At 70.6% G+C, this 21,579-nt stretch carries 22 protein-coding genes; 14 read left to right on the top strand and 8 right to left on the bottom strand.

Annotation, left to right across the window (positions count from 1 at the left end):
* Window positions 1-14: 14 nt before the first annotated feature.
* Both G5C51_RS06300 and G5C51_RS06295 read left to right on the top strand, forming a co-directional pair.
* Window positions 15-773, top strand: a complete 759-nt coding sequence (locus tag G5C51_RS06300; protein ID WP_165233055.1) for an MBL fold metallo-hydrolase — start codon at window positions 15-17, stop codon at window positions 771-773.
* On the top strand, window positions 773-1,672 hold the full coding sequence (locus G5C51_RS06295) for an ornithine cyclodeaminase family protein (RefSeq protein ID WP_165233052.1): 900 nt from the start codon (window positions 773-775) through the stop codon (window positions 1,670-1,672). The genes G5C51_RS06300 and G5C51_RS06295 overlap by 1 nt, the downstream gene beginning before the upstream one ends.
* Here G5C51_RS06295 and G5C51_RS06290 read toward each other — a convergent pair whose 3' ends face one another.
* The gene (locus tag G5C51_RS06290) at window positions 1,673-2,653 is read right to left on the bottom strand and encodes a DUF5937 family protein (protein WP_165233049.1); all 981 of its coding nucleotides are present in this window, start codon (window positions 2,651-2,653) and stop codon (window positions 1,673-1,675) included.
* A 203-nt stretch (window positions 2,654-2,856) separates the two neighbouring features.
* Between G5C51_RS06290 and G5C51_RS06285 the strand changes: the two genes are divergently transcribed.
* Window positions 2,857-3,783 carry an MBL fold metallo-hydrolase gene (locus tag G5C51_RS06285; RefSeq protein WP_165233046.1) on the top strand — a complete coding sequence of 309 codons (927 nt, stop codon included), beginning with the start codon at window positions 2,857-2,859 and terminating at the stop codon, window positions 3,781-3,783.
* A gap of 28 nt (window positions 3,784-3,811) precedes the next feature.
* On the opposite strand, the gene G5C51_RS06280 is transcribed toward G5C51_RS06285, so the two are convergent.
* The gene (locus tag G5C51_RS06280) at window positions 3,812-4,810 is read right to left on the bottom strand and encodes an LLM class flavin-dependent oxidoreductase (RefSeq protein ID WP_165233043.1); all 999 of its coding nucleotides are present in this window, start codon (window positions 4,808-4,810) and stop codon (window positions 3,812-3,814) included.
* Window positions 4,811-4,865: 55 nt separating this feature from the next.
* On the opposite strand from G5C51_RS06280, the gene G5C51_RS06275 reads away from it, so the two are divergent.
* Window positions 4,866-5,462, top strand: a complete 597-nt coding sequence (locus G5C51_RS06275; protein ID WP_165233041.1) for a GNAT family N-acetyltransferase — start codon at window positions 4,866-4,868, stop codon at window positions 5,460-5,462.
* Window positions 5,463-5,475: 13 nt separating this feature from the next.
* On the opposite strand, the gene G5C51_RS06270 is transcribed toward G5C51_RS06275, so the two are convergent.
* Together G5C51_RS06270 and G5C51_RS06265 are read right to left on the bottom strand one after the other, a co-directional pair.
* Window positions 5,476-6,078 carry a response regulator gene (locus tag G5C51_RS06270; RefSeq protein ID WP_240929429.1) on the bottom strand — a complete coding sequence of 201 codons (603 nt, stop codon included), beginning with the start codon at window positions 6,076-6,078 and terminating at the stop codon, window positions 5,476-5,478.
* A 68-nt stretch (window positions 6,079-6,146) separates the two neighbouring features.
* Window positions 6,147-7,361, bottom strand: a complete 1,215-nt coding sequence (locus G5C51_RS06265) for a sensor histidine kinase (protein WP_165233037.1) — start codon at window positions 7,359-7,361, stop codon at window positions 6,147-6,149.
* Window positions 7,362-7,470: 109 nt separating this feature from the next.
* On the opposite strand from G5C51_RS06265, the gene G5C51_RS06260 reads away from it, so the two are divergent.
* Window positions 7,471-7,677: a hypothetical protein gene (locus G5C51_RS06260; protein WP_165233035.1), complete on the top strand. Its 207-nt coding sequence runs from the start codon at window positions 7,471-7,473 to the stop codon at window positions 7,675-7,677.
* 12 nt (window positions 7,678-7,689) lie between these two features.
* Here the strand turns inward: G5C51_RS06260 and G5C51_RS06255 are convergent, their stop codons facing one another.
* The 4 genes from G5C51_RS06255 to G5C51_RS06240 all read right to left on the bottom strand — a co-directional run bounded on the left by G5C51_RS06255 (window position 7,690) and on the right by G5C51_RS06240 (window position 12,192).
* The gene (locus G5C51_RS06255; protein WP_165233033.1) at window positions 7,690-8,445 is read right to left on the bottom strand and encodes a hypothetical protein; all 756 of its coding nucleotides are present in this window, start codon (window positions 8,443-8,445) and stop codon (window positions 7,690-7,692) included.
* A gap of 295 nt (window positions 8,446-8,740) precedes the next feature.
* Window positions 8,741-10,198 carry a catalase gene (locus G5C51_RS06250; protein WP_165233030.1) on the bottom strand — a complete coding sequence of 486 codons (1,458 nt, stop codon included), beginning with the start codon at window positions 10,196-10,198 and terminating at the stop codon, window positions 8,741-8,743.
* Window positions 10,199-10,426: 228 nt separating this feature from the next.
* Window positions 10,427-11,320, bottom strand: coding sequence for a 2-hydroxy-3-oxopropionate reductase (locus tag G5C51_RS06245; protein ID WP_165233027.1), 894 nt, complete (start codon window positions 11,318-11,320; stop codon window positions 10,427-10,429).
* Between the two features lie 50 nt (window positions 11,321-11,370).
* Entirely contained in the window at window positions 11,371-12,192 is an 822-nt protein-coding gene (locus G5C51_RS06240) for a TIM barrel protein (protein ID WP_165233010.1), read from the bottom strand.
* A gap of 125 nt (window positions 12,193-12,317) precedes the next feature.
* Here G5C51_RS06240 and G5C51_RS06235 point away from each other — a divergent pair, with 125 nt between their 5' ends.
* The 9 genes from G5C51_RS06235 to gcl all read left to right on the top strand — a co-directional run bounded on the left by G5C51_RS06235 (window position 12,318) and on the right by gcl (window position 21,364).
* The gene (locus G5C51_RS06235; RefSeq protein ID WP_165233007.1) at window positions 12,318-12,572 is read left to right on the top strand and encodes a YkoF family thiamine-binding protein; all 255 of its coding nucleotides are present in this window, start codon (window positions 12,318-12,320) and stop codon (window positions 12,570-12,572) included.
* Window positions 12,569-12,931 (top strand): helix-turn-helix domain-containing protein, encoded by a 363-nt coding sequence (locus G5C51_RS06230; protein ID WP_165233004.1) that lies wholly within the window; start codon window positions 12,569-12,571, stop codon window positions 12,929-12,931. Before G5C51_RS06235 ends, G5C51_RS06230 begins: the two co-directional genes overlap by 4 nt.
* Before the next feature lie 117 nt (window positions 12,932-13,048).
* A complete protein-coding gene (gene uraD / locus G5C51_RS06225) occupies window positions 13,049-13,567 on the top strand; it encodes a 2-oxo-4-hydroxy-4-carboxy-5-ureidoimidazoline decarboxylase (RefSeq protein WP_165233002.1) in 519 nt (172 codons plus the stop codon).
* Window positions 13,564-13,959, top strand: a complete 396-nt coding sequence (gene uraH / locus G5C51_RS06220; RefSeq protein WP_165232999.1) for a hydroxyisourate hydrolase — start codon at window positions 13,564-13,566, stop codon at window positions 13,957-13,959. The genes uraD and uraH overlap by 4 nt, the downstream gene beginning before the upstream one ends.
* A 5-nt stretch (window positions 13,960-13,964) precedes the next feature.
* Window positions 13,965-14,900, top strand: coding sequence for a factor-independent urate hydroxylase (gene pucL, locus G5C51_RS06215; RefSeq protein WP_165232997.1), 936 nt, complete (start codon window positions 13,965-13,967; stop codon window positions 14,898-14,900).
* A gap of 70 nt (window positions 14,901-14,970) precedes the next feature.
* On the top strand, window positions 14,971-16,383 hold the full coding sequence (locus G5C51_RS06210) for a nucleobase:cation symporter-2 family protein (RefSeq protein WP_165232995.1): 1,413 nt from the start codon (window positions 14,971-14,973) through the stop codon (window positions 16,381-16,383).
* A gap of 47 nt (window positions 16,384-16,430) precedes the next feature.
* Window positions 16,431-17,819: an 8-oxoguanine deaminase gene (locus G5C51_RS06205; RefSeq protein WP_165232992.1), complete on the top strand. Its 1,389-nt coding sequence runs from the start codon at window positions 16,431-16,433 to the stop codon at window positions 17,817-17,819.
* A gap of 151 nt (window positions 17,820-17,970) precedes the next feature.
* Window positions 17,971-19,377 carry a solute carrier family 23 protein gene (locus tag G5C51_RS06200; protein ID WP_165232990.1) on the top strand — a complete coding sequence of 469 codons (1,407 nt, stop codon included), beginning with the start codon at window positions 17,971-17,973 and terminating at the stop codon, window positions 19,375-19,377.
* Window positions 19,378-19,576: 199 nt separating this feature from the next.
* Entirely contained in the window at window positions 19,577-21,364 is a 1,788-nt protein-coding gene (gene gcl, locus G5C51_RS06195) for a glyoxylate carboligase (protein ID WP_206313504.1), read from the top strand.
* Window positions 21,365-21,579 lie beyond the last annotated feature (215 nt).

The raw sequence follows: 21,579 nt of genomic DNA, 5'->3' as shown, positions 1-21,579 counted from the left end.
CGGTTGTCGCGCGCATGAGTGCGCTGACGTACCTCGGTGGACCGACCGCTCTCGTCGAGTACGGCGGACTGCGGCTGCTGCTCGACCCGACCTTTGATCCGCCCGGTGACCATCCGGTGGGCGAGCGCAAGCTCGTGAAGCTGGGCGGGCCCGCGCTGAGTGCGGAGGAGGTGGGAGCGGTCGACGTGGTGCTCCTCTCGCACGATCAGCATCCGGACAATCTGGACGACGCCGGGCGGGAGTTCGCGCTGCGTACCCCGCTCGTGCTCTCCACCCGGTCCGCCGAGGAGCGGCTCGGTGCGCCGGTGCGGGCGCTGGCCAACTGGGAGACGCACGGGATCGGCGACATCCGCATCACCGGCGTACCCGCCCAGCACGGCCCCGACGGCGTCGAGCACCTGACCGGCGAGGTGACGGGCTTCGTGCTGCGGGCGGACCGGCTCGGGCTGCCGGCCGTCTACGTCAGCGGGGACAACGCCTCGCTGGAAGTGGTCCGCCAGGTCGCCGACCGCACCGGCCCGATCGATGTCGCCGTCCTCTTCGCCGGTGCGGCCCGTACGCCCCTGGTGGGCGACGCCGATCTGACGCTGTCCAGCGCCAACGCCGCGCGGGCGGCGGCGATTCTGGGCGCCCGCCAGGTCATTCCGCTGCACTTCGAGCAGTGGGCGCACTTCACGCAAGGGCCCGAGACCCTGACCGAGGCCTTCGCCGCGGCGAGCGCGACGGATCTGCTGCGGCTGCCGAAGCCGGGCGAGCGGCTGGAGTTCTCCTGATGGCGCCGCGGGTGTTCGGGGACGACGACGTACGCAGGCTGCTGGACGCGGAGACGGCGGTGGCGGCTGTGCGCCGGGCGCTGCTCGCGCATCACGACGGCACGCTGCACGCACCGCCGCGGGTCTTCGCAGAGCTGGGCGACGGGCCGCTCGCCTTTACCGCGGGGGAGCTCGCCGATGCGGGGCTGTTCGGCTTTCGCGCGTATGACATGTTCGCCGGCGCCGAGCAGCTCGTCGCCGTCTGGGAGCGTACGGAAGGGACGCTGCGCGCCGTCGTGCACGGCGCCGAGCTGGGCCCGCGGCGGACCGGCGCCATCGGGGCCGTCGCCCTGGACGCGGCGGCGCGGCCGGGCCCGCTGCGGCTCGGGCTCGTCGGCGCCGGGATTCAGGCGTGGGCGCAGCTGTGGGCGTGCGCGGCGGTGCGCGAGCTGGCCGACATCACGGTCCACGCCCGGCGCCAGGACCGCGCCGCCGCCTTCGCCGAGCGAGCGCGGGCGGAGCTGGATCTGCCGGTACGGGCCGTGCCCGTGGCGGCGGACGCGGTACGGGACCGCGACGCCGTCATCCTCGCCACCAGCAGCGCGACTCCGGTGATCGAGGCCGACTGGATCGGGCCCGGCACGCATGTCACCGCCCTCGGCCCCAAGACCCGCGACCGGCACGAGCTCCCGGACGGCCTCGCCGAGCGGGCGAGCGTCGTCCTCACCGACTCACGTGCCCAATCCGCCGCCTTCGAGGAGCCGTTCCTCGACCCGGCCTCGATGACCGAGCTGGGCGCGGTGCTCGCCGGCGCCGCGCCGGGGCGGAGCGGGCCGGCGGACATCACGCTGTTCTCGTCGGTCGGCCTCGCGGGCACGGAGGTCGCGGTGGCCGCGGCGCTGTACGAGTCGGAGGGGTGATCACCCCTCCGCGTCCAGCGCCGTCAGCAGCGCCGCCGCCCGTGACGTCCGCTCGTAGAGCACGCTGTGCCCGTCCTGGCGGCGCGCCACCAGACCGGCGCCGTGCAGCCGGCTCAGGTGATACGAGACCGTGGCCGGGCTGAGGGCGTGCCGGCGGGCCAGCTCCGTGGTGGAGCGGGCCACCGCCAGGTCGGAGAGCAACGCCGCCTTGCGCAGGCCGAGTACACCCGCGTCCTCCGCGCCCGGGCGCGGCGCCGCCCATACCTGGCCGCGGCCGCGCGCCGGATAGCCGATCATCGCCCGGCCGGGGACGCCCGCCCACAGCGCGGTCCGCGGCAGGAAGGCGGAGGGAGCCAGCACCAGCCCGTCCGCGAGATCGTCCACGGCGCGGTCGGCGGCGTGCTCCATGGTGACCTGCTCGCCGTCCCAGTCGAGGCTCGGGTGCAGGCCGCCGACGAGGCCCGCGAAGCCGGTGCGGCCCGCGCGGGCGCTGTGGTGACGGACGTCCTCGTCCAGGATGCGGCGCACCTCGGGCCAGGTCTCCCGCAGGCCGACCGTCCAGCACGTGCGCAGCTGTTCCGCGCAGACCCGGGCCAGCTCGGCGGCACCGCCCTTGTCGAGGACGGCTGTTACGGGGGCGGGCAGCGGGTCGCGCCCGTAGGCGTTGCGCAGCTGCGCCGTCACCACGTCGGGCGGGGTGGCGGCGACCTCCGCCAACTCCTCGTCCAGGGACGGCTCGTAGCGGCGCGGGACGGGACAGAGGAAGTCCGGCACGTACGGGCCGCAGTGCCCGGTGAGCGCGTGCAGCGCGGCGACCCGCTCCGGCGCCAGCAGCCGCCGGGTGCGCGTCACCCAGGCGCGGGCGTACGGCGCCCGCTCGGGGAACGCCAGCGCCTCCAGCGCGCAGCTCAGCTCGGCGAGCCGGGAAAGCGCGAAACGGGACCGGGCCAACCGCCCGGCGTCCACGCGGAAGGTGATCAACGCTGCCTCCTGACCATGCCCGGATCATCTCCCGGCCGGCCCGCTCGCAGCACCCATTCGAAGCCTCTCGAATCCCTCGCCGCGGACGGGCGGCCGCTGGTCGACTCGGGGCGCCGGCGGGCCCGTCGGCCCGTCCGCCGGGCTTGAGCGCCGTACGTCGGCCCGAGCGCCGGTACTCCGGCCCGTATCCCAGGAGGCCCCGAATGAGCCGCAGCCCCGCGCACTTCCTCCGCCGCTCCGTCCTGCGCGGCACCCTCGCCGCCAGTGCCGCGCTCGGCCTCGCCGGGGTCGGCCGCGCGGCGACGGCCGCCTCCCGTGGCGCCGCCGTGCCCGCGCTGAGGGTCGGCGGCTACGAGGTCATGGCGCTCGTCGATGCCACCGGCCCGTTCTTCCTCCCCGCGAGCGAGGCGTTCCCCGGCACCGGCGACGCCGCCTGGGCGGCCGCGCGCCGCATCGACCCGGAGGCCTTCGGGGACGACGGCGTCTGGGTGCTGGACTTCCGGTGCTTCGTGATCCGCCGCCCCGGCGGCAGCCTGGCCGTCGTCGACACCGGCGTCGGACCGGCGAGCAGCCCGGCCGCGGCCTGGGCGCCGGTACCGGGACGGCTGCCGCGGGCGCTGCGGGAGGCGGGGCTCGACCCGCGCGACGTGGACACGGTCGTCCTCACCCACCTGCACGACGACCACTACGGCTGGACCCGCGGCGAGGACGGCGACCCCTTCTTCCCGGACGCCCGCCACCTGGTCCAGCAGCGCGAACTCGACGGTCTCGCACCCGACTCCGCGGCGCACGCGTACGTGGTCGGGCCGCTGCGCGCGGCCGGGCTGCTGGCCCCGGTGGACGGCGGCTGCCGGCTGTGGCGGCGGGCCGGCACCGTCAGCCTGCTGCCGACCCCGGGGCACACCCCGGGCCACCAGTCGGTCGTGGTCGCGGGCGCGGACACGGAGGTCGTGCTCACCGGCGACGTACTCGTCCACGCCGTCCAACTCGCCGACCCGGACGTCGCATACCGCTACGAGGCCGACCCGGACACCGCCCGCGCCACCCGCACCGCGCTCCTCACCCGCGCCCGCGAGCACCGCGCCTGGCTGGGCAATCCGCATCTGCGGCGCCCGTTCGTACGCGCCTGAGCCGCAGGCGTTCGTACGCGCCTGAGCCTCAGCCCTTCACCAGCTCCGCCAGCCGCCGGTACGAGTCCAGCCGCTGCTCCGGCTCGTACGTGTGCAGCGACACGAGCAACTCATCGGCGCCGGTGGCGTCGACGAGGGCATCGACGGCCTTACGGACCTCCGCCTCCGTCCCGTGGATCTGCGGCTGCCGCGCCTCGTCGAAGAGCTTGCGCTCGCGGTCGGTCAGCTCGCGGGCGAGGGTCTCGCGCGGCGGCTCCAGCTCCGGGAAGACGCCGCGGGTGCGCGACCACACCGTGGCCCACGCCTCCGGGATCTGCAGCAGCGCCGCCTCGTCCGCGGTCGCGGCGACGGCGACGCTCGCGGCGATCGTCACATACGGCTCGGCGGCCCGCGCGGACGGGCGGAAGGCGGCGCGATAGCGCTCGATCGCGGCCTGGGTGCGGCTGATGTCGCGCCCGGCACCGATCACCAGTGGCAGCCCGTGCTCGGCGGCGATGTCGGCGCCGCCGCTGATGGCGAGGACGTACGCGGGGATGCGCAGTCCCTCGGCGGGTATCGCGTGCACGCCGGGGAACGCCGACTGGCATCCGTCGACCCACCCCAGCAGCTCGCCGAGCCGCTCGGAGAAGTCGTCCGCCTCGTCCTTGCCGACCCCCAGCGCCTTGCGCACCCCGTCCGTAAAGCCGACGGACCGCCCGAGCCCCATGTCGATACGCCCCGGGAACAGCGACTCCAGCACCCCGAACTGCTCCGCCACCACCAGCGGCCGGTGATTCGGCAGCATGACCCCGCCGGTGCCCACCCGGATCCGCGACGTCGCCGACGCCACCGCCGCGGCCAGCACGGTCGGCGCGGAGCCGGCCACGCCGGGCACGCTGTGATGCTCGGACACCCAGATCCGCTCGTACCCGAGCCGCTCCAGCTCCCGCGCGAAGCGCACGGTCCCGCGCAACGCGTCGGCCGGGTCCTGCCCGCGGCGGATGAGCGAGCGGTCGAGCACCGAGAGCTTGAGGTCTGCGCTGGTCATGGTCGTAACAACAGCACCGGACGGGCTTCCGATTCCCGCGCGGTAGGTTGCGGGAATGCTGACCCTGGCACAGATCGCGGCGGAGCCGGAGCTGCTGACGTGGCGGCTGCGGCTCGGGGACGGGACGGCGGCCGCGCTGCGGCCGCTGGAGCACGGCGACGCGCGCGGCCTGGCGGCATTCCTCGGCGGCCTCTCGGCCGAGACGCGGCGGCTGAGCACGTACGACGGCTACGACCTCGCCGCCGCCCGCGAGCTGTGCGCCGCCATCGCCCGCTACGACAAGCTGCGGCTGGTGCTGGAGGTGGACTCGGGCGCGGTCGCCGGGCTGGTGGAGTTCAGCCTCGCGATCATGCCCGACGACATGGCGCGCTACGGGGCCGCCGGGATCCGGCTCGGCGAGCGCACCGACGTCCGGTTCGGCATCACCCTCGCGGACGCCTGGCAGGGCCGGGGCGTGGGCACCGCCGTCTTTCCGCTGGTCGAGGAGGTGGCGCGGCGGCTCGGCCGGTCGCGGATCATCCTGTGGGGCGGCGTGCTCGCGGACAATCCGCGGGCCCTTCGCTTCTACGAGAAGAACGGGTTCCGGCGGGTGGGCGCGTTCACCGACTCCGGCGGCCGCGCGTCGATCGACATGATCCGCGAACCGGTCTGAGCCGCGGCCGGTTTCAGCCCGCTGTGCCCGCGTCGTGCACCACCAGCGCGATCTGCACCCGGTTGTTGAGTTCCAGCTTTGCCAGGATGCGGGAGACGTGGGTCTTCACCGTCGGTACGGACATGTAGAGCTCGGCCGCGATCTCGGCGTTGGACTTGCCCTGGCCCACCGCGACGGCGACCTCCCGCTCGCGGTCGCCGAGCAGGGCGAGCTGGGCGCGGGCCCGGTCGGCGCGGGTGTCGCGGATGGGCGTGCCCTCCGAGACCTGGGCGATGAGCTGCTGAGTCACCGCAGGGGAGAGGACCGGCTCGCCCGCGGCGACCTTCCGTACCGCCGTGACGATCTCCTGCGGCGGGGTGTCCTTGAGGACGAAGCCGGCGGCGCCGGCGCGGAGGGCGCGGAGCACGTGCTCGTCCGTGTTGAAGGTGGTGAGGACCAGGACCTCGGGTGCGTCCTGGCGCTTGCGCAGCGTCTCGGTCGCGGCGAGGCCGTCGATGCCGGGCATCCGGATGTCCATCAGCACGACGTCGGGGGAGTGCTGGGCGACCAGCCCCGGCACGTCGGCGCCGTCGGTCGCCTCCGCCACCACCTCCACATCGGCCGCGCCGCCCAGCATCAGCCGCAGCCCGGAGCGTACGAGGGGGTCGTCGTCGACGAGCAGCACGCGGATGACCTGCGGGGCGTTCACGGAGCGGGAGCCTCACCTTCGGGGGAACGGGTGGCGCCGGCGGAGCCCGGCGGCGGGGCGGCCGCCGCCGGGCCCGCGGGCCAGGGTAGCCAGGCGCTCAGCCGGAACTCATCTCCGACCCGGCCGTGTTCAAGCCGCCCGCCGGCCAGGTGCGCGCGTTCGGTGAGCCCGATCAGGCCCTGCCGGGCCCCGGGGATGGCCTCCTTGCCCGGCCCCGCTCCGGCCGCCGGCCCTGCCGCGCCCGGCAGCGCGTTGCGCAGCTCGACGGTCAGGCCTTCCGTCGGCGTGCCCGCGATCCGCACCGTGACCTCGGCCCCTGGCGCGTGTTTACGGGCGTTGGTCAGCCCTTCCTGCACGATCCGGTACGCCGCGCGCCCGGTCGCCGCCGGCACCGCGCCCGGGTCGGCCACGTCCGCCTCGTACGTGATGCGCGCGCCCGCCTCCCTCGACTCCGCCAGCAGCCGCTCCACATCCGCCAGCGTCGGCTGCGGCCGCCCCTCCATGCCGTCGACGCCCGCCGCGGGCGCCCGCAGCACCCCGATCACCTCCCGCAGGTCCTGCAGCGCCTGATGCGCGCTCTCCCGGATCACCCCCGCCGCGCGCTGCACATCGGCCGCCGGGGCGCCCGGATTGAACTCCAGCGCCCCCGCGTGCACGCTCAGCAGCGACAGCCGGTGCGCGAGCACGTCGTGCATCTCCCGGGCGATCTCCTCGCGGGCCTCGCGGCGGGCGTCGGCGGCGGCCTGCCGCTTCTGCGCGGTCAGCAGGGTGCGGCGGGCGCGGACGTACAGGCCCCAGCTGATGGCGCAGGTGAGCAGCACGAAGTAGGTCACGGCGGATTCGATCGCGGCCTGCTCGCGGTCGGCGCCCCGTACGAGAAAAGTGACGAGGACGAGCAGGAAGGCGCCGCACACCCAGGCCGTCGTCTTCAGCGACCGGTGCGCCGCCACGGTGAAGAACGCCACCAGCGTGGCCCCGGTCATGAAGTGGAACGGGCTGCCCAGGACCAGCAGCACCAGCGCCAGCGGCACCGGCCACCGGCGGCGCAGGAAGATCGCCGCACAGCCGAGACCGCCCACCACCTGGTCGACGATCAGCGCGGTGCGCGACATGTTCTCGTCCAGATGCACCGAGTCCGCGGTGACGAGGGAGAAGACCACGGCGAAGAGGAAGAAGGCGATGTCGACGTACCAGTCGCGGCGGCTGCGCATAATCGACGAACTTACTGAACGGGACGGCTTTCGCTTGTCATCCGAAAGTCGCCGGGGTGTATACCGGTGGCGGATTCCCGCCCTGACCTGCGGCTTCTACGGTCGGAGCATGAAAGGCATTCTCAGCTTCCTCAGCCTGCTGCTCGTGGTCGCGGGCCTCCAGGGCATCGTCCACGAGGCCTTCGACAAGTGGATTCCATTCCTCGGCTTCACGCGCTTCGTCTACGTCGACGGCTACGAGATCTACATCAGCATCGCGCTGCTGGTGCTGGGCGCCGCTGTCGGCGCCCTCGCGGCGAAGGCGCCCGCGGACTAGAAGGCTCCCGGGCTAGAAAGCCCCCGCCCCCTTGCGCACCAGCTCGTCCGCCGGGTCGTTCACCGGCTGCGGCGTGCCGGTGAGGTCCATGACGAAGAGCGGGATGTGCAGCTCGTCCGCGCGGGCGCGGGCGTCGCGGGCGTAGCCGGCGAGGGAGAAGAAGACGGAGACGGCGGACTGGTTGAGGCCGTTCAGCCAGAGAGTTTCCACGTCCCGCAGCGCGGTCGGGGTGGTGGTCGGGTCGACGTGGGCGACGACGCCGCTGCCGCGGATGTCGACGCCGGAGGCCGGGCGGTCCTCGGCCGGGGTGATGTCCGGGTAGCCGAGCCATTTCAGGTACTGGGCCGAGGCGGTGACCGCGTCCCTCGCGGTACGGATCGTCACCGGGCGGAAGGCGGGGCGGAACACCGGCTGGGACTGCGGCTTGTGTGTCTCGGGGGCGCTCACGTGGCGGCTCCCCTGCGCTGCGCCCGCGGCGCCCGCGCCCCTGGTGTGCGCCTGGGGCTGCGGCGGCACCACCGGCACCCGTATCACCGCGCCGCACCCGCAGGCCACCTCCGGCTGCGGCCACTCGTCCTGCCGGGAGCAGGACGGGCAGCGCACGCTCACCCACGAGTCCTGCCAGGTGCGGTGCTTGAGCTCCACCGGCATGCCGCCGTGCAGCAACGGCAGGGTGAGCGGGGCACCGCAGGCGCACGGAAAGGTCGGCGGGGTGAACGAGTGCTCGCGGCGGCACACCGGGCAGCGCACCGGCACGCTCTCTGCCATCTGGGGTACTCCTTGGCGCTCGCTCGCTGGGGGCTTCCTATGCTCGCCGATGAGCAAGCTTTTCGGGAGGCATATGCAGAGAGTCAGCGAATGTATGCACAGAGCGCGGGCCCTTCGGGGGACCGTCCCCGAATGACCCGCGCTCTGCGGAGGGTTGCCGTCCGGCGGCGCGAGGCAGGCGCGACACGATGTTCGCGCCGCCGGACGATGTTTCCCGCCGCACCGGCCACCCCTCATCCGGGCCGGCGCGGCGGGAAGCGCAAGGTGACCGACCTCCCGTCGATCCTCGCGCAGCTCAGTCCTCGCGAAGCTCCCGCACCGCGGCCTCGACGCGCTTGCCGTAGTCGGTGTCGGCGGCGTGGAAGTGGGCGAGGTTCTTCTCGATGACGTCGTCGCGGGAGACCTGCGAGAGGCCGCCGGCGATGTTCGCCACCAGGCGCTGCTTCTCCTCCTCCGACATCAGCCGGTAGAGCTCACCGGCCTGGAAGAAGTCGTCGTCCTTGGTGTGCGACGGGGCGACGTGGGTGCCGGTGTAGCCGGTCAGCGCCAGCGGGGCGGAGCCGGGGACGCCGGTCTCGACCGGGCCGTCGTAGGAGTTCGGCTCGTAGTTCTTCGCGCCACGGCCCTGGGAGTTGGACGCCATGAAGCCGTCGCGGCCGTAGTTGTTGGCGTCGGTCGCCTTCGGGGCGTTCACCGGCAGCTGGGTGTGGTTGACGCCCAGGCGGTAGCGGTGCGCGTCGGCGTACGCGAAGAGGCGGCCCTGGAGCATCTTGTCCGGCGAGGCGGAGATGCCCGGGACGAAGTTGTTCGGCGAGAAGGCGGCCTGCTCGACCTCGGCGAAGACGTTGTCCGGGTTGCGGTCGAGGACGAGGCGGCCCACGCGCTGCAGCGGGTAGTCCTTGTGCGGCCACACCTTGGTGAGGTCGAACGGGTTGAAGCGGTAGTCCGCCGCCTCGGCCGCGGGCATGATCTGCACGTACAGCGTCCAGGACGGGTGCACGCCGCGCTCGATGGCCTGCAGCAGGTCGGTCTGGTGGCTGTTCGCGTCCTTGCCGGCCAGCTCGGCGCCCTGCTCGGCGGACAGGCAGCGGATGCCCTGGTTGGTCTTGAAGTGGTACTTGACGAAGAAGGCCTCGCCCTCGGCGTTCGTCCACTGGTACGTGTGCGAGCCGTAGCCGTTCATGTGCCGGTACGAGGCGGGGATGCCGCGGTCGCCCATCAGCCAGGTGATCTGGTGGGTGGCCTCGGGGGCGTGCGCCCAGAAGTCCCAGACGTTGTCCGGCTCCTGCTTGCCGGTGAACGGGTCGCGCTTCTGCGAGTGGATGAAGTCCGGGAACTTCAGCGGGTCCTTGATGAAGAAGACCGGGGTGTTGTTGCCGACGAGGTCGTAGTTGCCCTCTTCGGTGTAGAACTTCAGCGCGAAGCCGCGCGGGTCGCGGACCGCGTCCGCGCCGCCCAGGTTGTCGGCGACGGTGGAGAAGCGCAGGAAGACCTCGGTGCGCTTGCCGATCTCCTTGAGGAAGTCGGCCTTGGTGAAGCCGGTGACGTCGTCGGTCACCTCGAAGTGGCCGTACGCACCGGAGCCGCGGGCGTGCACGACGCGCTCCGGGATCCGCTCGCGGTTGAAGCGCGCGAGCTTCTCCAGCAGGTGCTGGTCCTGGATCAGGAGGGGGCCGCCGACGCCGGCGGAGGCGGAGTTCTGGTTGTCGGCGACCGGGGCGCCGGACTCAGTCGTCAGCGTGGGCTTAGCCATGTGACCGTTAGGACCTTTCATGCGATGCATTGACTTCGTGGGGCCGAGTCAACACTCTGTTGAAGCAAAATTCAACAGTTCGTTGAATCAAAAATAGGTGGAAACCGGGCGGTGCCGCCTGGGCGCGACAGGACAGGTGTCAGCGACACCGCCCGGGGTCTGGGGGTCCGGTGCAGGGGGTCCGGGGGCGAAGCCCCCGGGAATCCCTCCGGACCGCAGCAGAGCTGCTTACGCGACCTTGTCGCCGGACAGGCGCTCCACCGCGCGCAGCAGCGCGGAGTGGTCCAGGCCGCCGTCGCCCTGGGCGCGCAGGGAGGCGACCAGCTGGGCCACGACCGCGCCGACCGGGAGGGCGGCACCCACGTTGCGGGCGGCGTCGGTGACGATGCCCATGTCCTTGTGGTGCAGGTCGATCTTGAAGCCCGGGGCGAACTCGTGCTTCAGGAAGTTCTGCATCTTGCGGGTCAGGACGGTCGAGCCGGCCAGGCCGCCGTTGAGGACCTGAAGGGCGGCCTCCATGTCGGCGCCGGACTTCTCCAGGAAGACGACGGCCTCGGCGCAGGCCTGGATGTTCACGGCCACGATCAGCTGGTTGGCGGCCTTCACCGTCTGACCGGCACCGTGCGGGCCGCAGAGGATGATGGTCTTGCCCAGCTTCTCCAGGATCGGCTTCGCCTCGGCGAAGATCTCCTCGGTGCCGCCGACCATGATCGACAGAACCGCCTCGACGGCGCCGGCCTCGCCGCCGGAGACCGGGGCGTCCAGCACGCGGATGCCCTTGGCCTCGGCGTTCTTGGCCAGGTCCACGGAGGTCTGCGGGGTGATCGAGGACATGTCGATCAGGAGGGCGCCCGACTTGGCGTTCTCCAGGATGCCGTCCTCGCCGTACGCGATGGCCTCGACGTGCGGGGAGGCCGGGACCATCGTGATGATCACGTCGGCGCCCTGCACGGCCTCCTTGACGGAGCCCGCGGCCTTGCCGCCGGCGGCGGCGAGCCGGTCGAGCTTGTCCTGCTCCAGGGTGTAGCCGGTGACGTCGTAACCGGCCTTCACGAGGTGCTCCGACATCGGGGAGCCCATGATGCCGAGGCCGATCCAGGCGATCTTGGGGAGGTTGCTCATGGGGTACTGCCTTTCTGGGTAAAGCGGAAAGTCTTCAAGGGCGGGCCGGGTCAGCCGCGCAGCCAGCCGAAGGTCTCGGCGCTGGGCTTGTCGCCCGCCTTGTACTCGAGGCCGACGTAGCCGTCGTAACCGGCCTTGCGGAGCTGCTCGAGGTGGTCGGCCAGCGGCAGCGAGCCGGTGCCGGGGGCGCCGCGGCCCGGGTTGTCGGCGATTTGTACGTGGCCGGTGATGTCGGCGTACTTCTCGATGACCTCGGTGAGGTTCTCGCCGTTCATGGACAGGTGGTACAGGTCCATCAGGAACTTGGCGTTGCCGAGGCCGGTCGCGGCGTTGACCTGCTCGATGACCTCGGCGGCCTTCGGGGCGCTGACGATCGGGCACAGCGGCGACTCGGGCTTGTTCAGCGCCTCGATCAGCAGGATGGCGCCGATACGGTCGGCCTCGCGGGCGGCGAGAACCAGGTTCTCCAGCGCCAGCTTGTCCTGCTCGGCCGGGTCCACGCCCTCGACGCGGTTGCCGTAGAGCGCGTTCAGCGCGGTGCAGCCGAGCGACTGGGCGAAGTCGGCGGCGACCTTGAGGTTCGCGCGGAACTTCTCCGACTCCTCGCCGGGGATGCTCAGCGCGCCGCGGTCGGGGCCGGGGAGCTGGCCCGCGTAAAAGTTGAGGCCCACGAGCTTGGTGCCGGCCGCGTTCAGCGCGTCGCGCAGCGCGTCCAGCTCCTTCTGCTCGGGGACGGCGGCGTCGACCCAGGGCCACCAGAGCTCGACCGCGTCGAAGCCGGCCGCGGCGGCGGCCGCCGGGCGCTCCAGCAGCGGAAGCTCGGTGTAGAGGATCGACAGGTTCACATCGAAGCGCTGGTTTTCGAAGCCCATGAGGGGTAACGCGCTCCTTCCGTATAGCGGAAGTTTCTTTCTGACTAACGGAAGTCTTGCCGGAGGCGGGTGGTGGTGTCAAGGGGTCCCCCCGGAAGCCGTCCCCAGCGGGCTAGGGTGAGGCCGTGCGTTTGCGAGTGGAGTTCACGACGGAGCCGTTCGACCTCGATGAGGCGCCCGAGCATGCGGTGGTGGCGCGGGAGGTCGTCCAGGGGGCGGAGCTGGACGAGGTGGATGTCGGCCCGTTCGGCAATACCGCGGAGGGCGAGTCGGACGCGGTGCTGACCGCCGTCGACGCGCTGCTCCGTAAATCCCTCGCCGCCGGCGCCACCCGGGTGTCGCTTCAGGTGAACGTGGTGAGAGAGGGCGGGGACGCATGACCGGGGGCCTGGGGGAGCACCCTTTCGTCGCGGCGGTCAAGCCGCTGGTGGACGCGATGGGCGCGGAGATCGTGCCGCCCGGCGACGCCAAGGGCGACGACGTCGTGCTGACGTGGGAGGGCGAGGACGTCGCCGCCGTGCGGCTGCCGCACCTCTCCGACTCGCTCGATCACATCCTGGCCGACCTGGAGCGCCGGCACGGCCAGCCGCTGGCCGAGCTGGACCGCAAGACCAAGCAGTCGGTGGTCAGGATCCTGGAGCAGCGCGGGGCCTTCTCCGTACGGCACGGGGTCGAGACTGTGGCGTCCGCCCTAGGCGTGAGTCGCTTCACGGTCTACAACTATCTGAACCGGCAGTGAGGCCGGCCGGTCCGCCGGCCGCCCTGGGTTGATCGATCCGCTTGGCCCGAAATGATCGATCAAACTTCCCTTCAACAAACTGTTGACGCTCCCGCAATGCGGAATTAGCTTTCCGTTGTGACTTCCAGCGCATCGCCGGGCCTGGCCCGGTTCAACTCCTCCGACGCCCCCACCGCGGCCGAGCTGCTGCACGAGGTGTGCAGCTCATCCGCGTGGGGAGCGACCGTCGCCGCGGGGCGGCCCTACGCCGACGCCGAGTCCCTGTACGCCGCGAGCGACGCCGCCATGGCGAAGCTGACCGCGGCCGACCTGGACGAGGCCATGGCGGGCCACCCGCCGATCGGCAGGCCGAAGCCCGGCGACCCGACCTCCAACAAGGAGCAGGCGGGGATGGCGGGCGCGTCGGAGGCGCTCAAGGCGGAAATGCTCGACAACAACCTGGCGTACCAGGAGAAGTTCGGGCACGTCTTTCTCATCTGCGCCACCGGGCTGACCGGCGAGGACATGCTCGCCGCGGTCAAGGAGCGCATCGGCAACACGCCGGAGCAGGAGCGGGAGATCGTCCGCGAGCAGCTGGGCAAGATCAATCGCATCCGGCTGGCCCGTCTCGTAGAGGAAGAGGGAACCTCCGCATGAGCACCGCAACGACCGCCTCGGTGTCGACGCACATCCTCGACACCAGCATCGGCCGCCCCGCCGAGGGCGTCGCCATCTCGCTGTCGGCCAAGGGCGCCGACGGGACGTGGCAGAACCTCGGTGGTTCCAAGACCGACGCCGATGGCCGCTGCAAGGACCTCCCGGCGCTGTCGGAAGGCACCACCCATGTACGTCTCGACTTCGAGACCGAGGCGTACTTCGTCAACAAGAACACTCAGCAAGCCGAGACGCAGCAGGACGCCCCCGCGCATCGGGACAGCGACGCGTTTTTCCCGGAGGTGGCGATCACTTTCGCCGTCAAGCCGGGCGAGCACTACCACGTGCCGCTGCTGCTCAACCCGTTCGGCTACTCCGTTTACCGAGGGAGCTAGCAGACATGCCCACCATTCTGGGACAGAACCAGTACGGCAAGGCAGAGAACCGGGTCGTCAAGATCACGCGGGACGGCGACACCCACCACATCAAGGACGTGAACGTCTCCGTCGCCCTCAGCGGCGACCTGGACGACGTCCACCTCACCGGGTCGAACGCCAACTGCCTGCCGACCGACACCACCAAGAACACCTGCTTCGCCTTTGCCAAGGAATACGGCATCGAGTCGATCGAGCAGTACGGCATCCACCTGGCCAAGCACTTCGTCGACAGCCAGCCGTCCATCCACAAGGCGCGCATCCGGCTCGAGGAGTACTCGTGGGAGCGCATAGCCGGCTCCGACGCCAACGCCAACTTCATCGGCGCCGACGAGGTCAAGCACTCCTTCGTCCGCAAGGGCCAGGAGATCCGGCTCGCCCAGGTCACGTACGACGGCGAGAAGTTCGAGATCCTCTCGGGCTTCAAGGACCTCACCGTGATGAACACCACGAACTCCGAGTTCTGGGGCTACATCAAGGACAAGTACACGACGCTGAAGGAGGACTACGACCGCATCCTCGCGACGTCGCTGTCCACCTGGTGGCGCCACACCTGGACCGGTGAGGACGACGAGCGCAACCCCAACTGGGAGCGTTCCTACGCCCAGGTGAAGAAGAACATCCTGCACGCCTTCGTCGAGACCTACTCCCTCTCGCTGCAGCAGACGCTGTTCCAGATGGGCTCGCGGGTCATCAACAACCGCGGCGAGGTCGACGAGATCCGCTTCTCGGCGCCCAACAAGCACCACTTCCGCCAGGACCTCTCCTTCTGCGACCTCGACAACGAGGCCAAGGACGGGGCCGTCTACTACGCCGCGGACCGCCCGTACGGCCTGATCGAGGCCACGATCCTGCGGGACGGCGCCGACCAGCGCATCCCGATCGACATGACCAACCTCTGACGTTCGGCCGCACGGCCCCGCCCGAAACGCAGCGGGCGGGGCCGTGCCACACCCGAGGGAACGACAGCACATGGCTCAGCCTGCAAAGAGGCCGGCAAAAGGCCCGTGTACGACCCCACCGGACGGGCAAGATGCGCAGCCCGACTGCCACCCGGTGGACGAAAAGCTCCAGCCCTCGCGGCTCGTCCCCGCCGCGCTCCAGCACATAGCCGCGATGTACGCCGGGGTCGTCACCCCGCCCCTGATCATCGGCCAGGCCGTCGGCCTCGACCCGGCCGCGCAGACCCGGCTGATAGCCGCGGGCCTGCTCCTCGCGGGACTCGCCACGCTCCTGCAGACCCTCGGGGTGAAAGGTTTCGCCGGAAACCGGCTCCCCTTTGTCAACGCCGCCTCCTCCGCGGGCATCGCCCCCATCCTCGCCATCGCCGAGTCCAACGGCAAAGGCGACCAACTCCCCGCCATCTACGGCGCGGTCATGGTCGCGGGCGTCTTCTGCCTCGCCGTCGGCCCCTTCTTCGGCAGACTGCTGCGCTTCTTCCCGCCGCTGGTCACCGGCGTTGTCATCACCCTCATCGGCGTGACGCTGATGCCCGTGCCGATCGGCTGGGCGCAGGGCGGCGACGAGACATCCCCGCACCACGGCGACATGAAGTTCCTGGCCCTCGCCGCCTTCACGCTCGTCGTGATCCTGCTCTTCCAGCGCTTCGGGCGCGGCTTCGTCAAGCAGATCGCGCTGCTCATGGGCCTGTTCATCGGCACGCTCGCCGCGATCCCGTTCGGCCTGGCCGACTTCTCGTCGCTGTCCACGGCCCCGGTCGCCGCGCTGCCCACGCCCTTCGACTTCGGCGCGCCCACCTTCCAGCCCGCCGCGATCCTCTCGCTGTGCATCGTGATGCTGGTGCTGATGACCGAGTCCTCGGCCGGGATGATCGCCGTCGGCGAGATCTGCGACCGCAAGACGGACGGCAAGACCATCACCCGCGGGCTGCGTACGGACGGCCTCGCCACGCTCATCGGCCCGGTCTTCGGCGGCTTCCCCACCTCCGCCTTCGCCCAGAACGTCGGCGTCGTCTCGCTGACCCGGGTGCGCAGCCGCTACGTGGTCGCCGTCGCCGGCGCGACGCTCGTCGTCCTCGGCGCCTTCCCGGTGCTGGGTGCCGTGGTGTCGCTGGTGCCGATGCCGGTCCTCGGCGGCGCGGGCATCGTCCTCTTCGGCTCGATCGCGGTGAGCGGGATCCGTACGCTCTCCGAGGCCGGGCTCGACGACAGCTCCAACATCATCCTGGTCGCCATCTCGCTCGGCGCGGGCATCATCCCGCTCGCCGCGCCCACGTTCTACGCCGACTTCCCGGCCTGGGCGCAGACCGTGCTCGGCTCCGGGATCAGCGCGGGCGCGCTGGTCGCCGTATCGCTGAATCTGTTCTTCCACCATCTCGGCACCCGCAGCGGCGTCACCGCGGCTGCGGCACTCAAATCTCCGTAGGGCCCTGCCGTGCCCGCCACCACGCCGGAACCCGAGAAGGAAGCACCATGGCACCTTCGGCAACCCCCCAGCGCATCGTCATCGAGAACTGCGCGATCGCGACCGTGGACGCGAACGACACCGAGTACGCGTCGGGTTATCTCGTGATCGCGGACAACCGGATCGAGTCGGTGGGCCCCGGCAAGGCCCCCGACGATCTGGAGAACGTGGTCCGGCGCATCGACGCCGACGGCCACCTGGCCACGCCAGGGCTGGTCAACACCCATCACCACTTCTACCAGTGGATCACCCGCGGCCTGGCCCAGGACCACAACCTCTTCAACTGGCTCGTCGCCCTCTACCCGACCTGGGCGCGGATCGACGAGCCGATGGTACGGGCGGCCGCGCAAGGGTCGTTGGCGATGATGGCGCGCGGCGGCGTGACCACGGCGATGGACCACCACTACGTGTATCCGGTCGGCTCCGGCGACCTGTCCGGAGCGATCGTTGGTGCGGCGCGCGACATGGGCGTGCGCTTCACGCTCGCCCGCGGCTCCATGGACCGCAGCGAGAAGGACGGCGGGCTGCCGCCGGACTTCGCGGTGGAGACGCTGGAGGGTGCGCTGGCGGGCACGGAGTCGGCCATCGACACGTACCACGACGCCTCCTTCGACTCGATGACGCAGGTCGCGGCCGCGCCGTGCTCGCCCTTCTCCATCTCTACGGAACTGCTGAAGCAGGGCGCCGAGCTGGCGCGGCGCAAGGGCGTGCGCATGCACACCCACGGCAGCGAGACGGTGGAGGAGGAGAAGTTCTGCCATGAGCTCTTCGGCATGGGCCCCACCGACTACTTCGAGTCGGCGGGCTGGCTGGGCGAGGACGTGTGGATGGCGCACTCCGTCCACATGAACGACTCCGACATCGCCGCCTTCGCCCGTACGAAGACCGGCGTCGCGCACTGCCCGTCCTCCAACGCGCGTCTTGCGGCGGGCATCGCCCGGGTGCCGGACATGCTCGCGGCGGGCGTCCCGGTCGGCCTCGGCGTGGACGGCACCGCGTCGAACGAGACCGGCGAGCTGCACACCGAGCTCCGTAACGCGCTGCTGGTCAACCGGCTCGGCCCGCACAAGGAGAAGGCGCTCAACGCCCGTCAGGCGCTGCGCCTCGGCACCTACGGCGGGGCGCAGGTGCTCGGCCGGGCCGACTCGATCGGGTCGCTGGAGGCCGGGAAGCTCGCCGACGTCGTGCTCTGGAAGCTCGACGGGCTCGGGCACTCGACGATCGCCGACCCGGTGGCGGCGCTGGTCTTCGGGGCCGCGGCGCCGGTGACGGCGTCGTTCGTGAACGGCCGGCAGATCGTCACCGACTCGCATCTGACCACCGTCGACGAGGACTCCGTCGCCCGCGACGCCCGCGAACAGGCCCAGCGCCTGGCGCGGATCGCGGCCCAGTCCTGATCCAGAGAAATCCCACAGACTCCGGCCGGGAGGGACGGCTCCCGGCCGGGCTCAACAACTGAATAGCAAGTCGCAGCACAACCGAAGCACCACCAGCAATACCTCCCTGAAAGCCGTCAAGGACGACGTGTACATCGACAGGAGGCGCCTCGTGGCCGCCGAAAGCACTGCGCAAGACCCGCAAGACCAGAGCGAGAAGCCTCTCGAGACGCACCCTGTTGACGAGGTGCTTCCGCCCTGGAAACTCTTTACCAATGGCCTGCAACATGTGGCCGCGATGTACGCCGGGGTCGTCGCCCCGCCGATGATCGTCGGTCCTGCCGTGGGACTGAACGCGAAGGAAACCGCGTTCCTGATAGGCGCCAGCTTGTTTACGGCCGGTCTTGCCACTCTCCTCCAGACGCTCGGGGTCTGGAAGATCGGGGCCAGGCTGCCGTTCGTCAACGGCGTCACCTTCGCCGCCGTAACGCCCATGGTGGCGATAGGCGCGGGCCGGGGCGATGAGGGCATAGCCGTCATCTTCGGCGCGATTATCGTGGCCGGTTTGCTTGGATTCGCATTTTCCGGCGTTTTCTGTAAATTGCTGCGTTTCTTCCCGCCCTTGGTCACCGGGACGGTCATCGTCCTGATCGGTCTGTCACTGTTGCCCGTTGCTTTCAACTGGGCCCAGGGCGGCAATGCCAAGGCGCCGGATTACGGCTCCACCGAGAACATCGCGATGGCCGCGGTGACGATGGTCATCGTGCTGGTGCTGAGGCGCCTGCTGAGCGGCTTCCTGCAGCAGATCGCGATCCTGATCGGGCTGGTGATCGGCACGCTCATCGCCATCCCCGTCGGCATTACGGACTTCTCCGCGATCTCGGACGCGGATGTCATCGGCTTCCCGACGCCGTTCCACTTCGGCGCCCCGCAGTTCGAGATCGGCGCGATCATCTCGATGTGCATCGTGATGCTGGTCTGCATGACCGAGTCGACGGCCGACATGCTGGCGCTCGGCAAGATCGTGGACAAGCCGGCGGACGAGAAGACGATCGCGGGCGGCCTGCGGGCGGACACCCTCGGCAGCGCGCTGAGCCCGCTGTTCAACGGCTTCATGGCGTCTGCGTTCGCGCAGAACGTGGGCCTGGTGGCCATGACCAAGGTGCGGAGCCGGTTTGTGGTCGCCGCGGGTGGGTTGATCCTGGTCGTACTGGGGCTGTTCCCGGTGGCGGCGTCGGTGGTGTCGCTGGTGCCGATGCCGGTGCTGGGTGGCGCGGGCATCGTGCTCTTCGGCTCGGTGGCGTCGAGCGGCATCCAGACGCTGGCCTCGGCGGCGCTGGAGAAGGGCGAGAACGCGATCATCGTGGCGGTCTCGATCGGCGTCGGCATGATCCCGGTGGCCGCGCCGGAGTTCTACCACAACATGCCGGAGGACCTGCTGGTGGTGCTGGACTCGGGGATCAGCACGGGGTGCCTGACGGCGATCGTGCTGAATCTGGCCTTCAACCACCTTGGGCGTAGGAAGAGCTCTGAGGAGGCCGTGGAGGAGGAGCCGGCGCTGGCGGCGGCGGCCCATTGATCCGTTAGCGGGAGAGGTCGGCGGGGCCGGTCCCGTACGCACGTCGCGTACGGGACCGGCCCCGTTTTGCATCCCAAAACTCTTGACGCCCTCCGGAGCTCCGCCCTACATTGCTTTCATATCGTAGAAGCTACTTTCCGCATCGTGAAAGTACGGCGGAAATCGCAGTGCAGGCGCACCACACAGCAGGAGTACTCACATGCCTCGTATGACAGCCGCCCGTGCGGCAGTGGAGATCCTCAAGCGCGAAGGCGTGACGAACGCGTTCGGCGTGCCCGGCGCCGCGATCAACCCCTTCTACAAGGCCCTCAAGGAGTCCGGCGGCGTCGACCACACCCTCGCCCGCCACGTCGAGGGCGCCTCGCACATGGCCGAGGGGTACACCCGCGCCAAGGCCGGGAACATCGGCGTCTGCATCGGCACGTCGGGCCCGGCCGGCACCGACATGATCACGGGTCTCTACTCGGCGATCGGTGACTCGATCCCGATCCTGTGCATCACCGGCCAGGCGCCGACCGACAAGCTCCACAAGGAGGACTTCCAGGCCGTCGACATCGCCTCCATCGCCAAGCCGGTGGCCAAGAAGGCGACGACCGTCCTGGAGGCCGCCCAGGTGCCCGGCGTCTTCGCCGAGGCCTTCCACCTGATGCGCTCCGGCCGTCCCGGTCCGGTCCTCATCGACCTGCCGATCGACGTGCAGCTCACCGAGATCGAGTTCGACCCGGAGACGTACGAGCCGCTGCCGGTCTACAAGCCCGCCGCGACCCGCGCTCAGATCGAGAAGGCGATCAAGTTCCTGGTCGAGTCGGAGCGTCCGCTGATCATCGCGGGCGGCGGCATCATCAACGCCGACGCCACCGACCTGCTGGTCGAGTTCGCCGAGATCACCAACACCCCCGTCGTGCCGACCCTGATGGGCTGGGGCGCCATCCCGGACGACCACGAGCTGAACGCCGGCATGGTCGGCCAGCAGACCGGCCACCGCTACGGCAACGCCACCTTCCTGGAGTCGGACTTCGTCCTCGGCATCGGCAACCGCTGGGCCAACCGCCACACCGGCTACAAGCTGGACGTGTACCGCGAGGGCCGCAAGTTCGTCCACGTCGACGTCGAGCCGACCCAGATCGGCAAGATCTTCGCCCCGGACTACGGCATCACCTCCGACGCCAAGGCCGCGCTGCAGCTGTTCGTCGAGGTCGCCAAGGAGCTCAAGGCCAAGGGCGAGCTGCCGGACCGCTCGGCGTGGGTCGCCTCGCACCTGGAGCGCAAGGCGACGCTGCAGCGCCGCACGCACTTCGACAACATCCCGATCAAGCCGCAGCGCGTCTACGAGGAGATGAACAAGGCGTTCGGGCGGGACGCCCGCTACGTCTCCACCATCGGCCTCTCGCAGATCGCCGCCGCCCAGATGCTGCACGTCTACAAGCCGCGGCACTGGATCAACTGCGGCCAGGCCGGCCCGCTCGGCTGGACCATCCCGGCCGCGCTGGGTGCGGCGAAGGCCGACCCGGAGACGCCGGTGGTCGCGCTGTCGGGTGACTACGACTTCCAATTCCTCATCGAGGAGCTGGCGGTGGGTGCGCAGCACAAGATCCCGTACGTGCACGTGCTGGTGAACAACGCCTACCTCGGCCTGATCCGCCAGGCGCAGATCGCTCTCGACATCAACTTCGAGGTGAACCTCGAGTTCGAGAACATCAATGCTCCTGAGCTGGGTGTGTACGGCGTCGACCACATCAAGGTGGCCGAGGGGCTGGGCTGCAAGGCGGTGCGGGTGACCGACCCGAGCCAGCTCGGTGAGGCCCTGGAGCACGCCAAGAAGCTGGCGGAGGAGCACCAGGTGCCGGTCGTGGTCGAGGCGATTCTGGAGCGGATCACCAACATCGCGATGAGCAAGACCGCCGACATCTCCGACGTCACGGAGTTCGAGGAGATCGCCACCGAGCCGGGCCACGCCCCGACGGCGATCCTCCCGCTGAAGGCCTGACGGCCTGAGAGACCTGCCGGGAGGGGACGGCTCTCGGCACTGCCGCATCCGGAGCGCTCATTGAGTGCTCCGGATGCGGCATTTCTGCGTTCCGGGCGGGCGATTTGGCATCGGATGGTCACGTTCGCGCTGCCGGGCGGCGGCTTTGGTGGTGGGGAGAGAACAGAGAACAGAGAGGGAGAGGGAGCAGGGGGGCAGGGGACATGGCAGCGGCG

Origin of the sequence: Streptomyces coryli, assembly GCF_011044975.1 — a bacterium.
Taxonomy (GTDB): domain Bacteria; phylum Actinomycetota; class Actinomycetes; order Streptomycetales; family Streptomycetaceae; genus Streptomyces; species Streptomyces coryli.
Note: the sequence above shows the minus strand (reverse complement) of the source record. Positions and strands in the feature narration are given on the sequence as shown.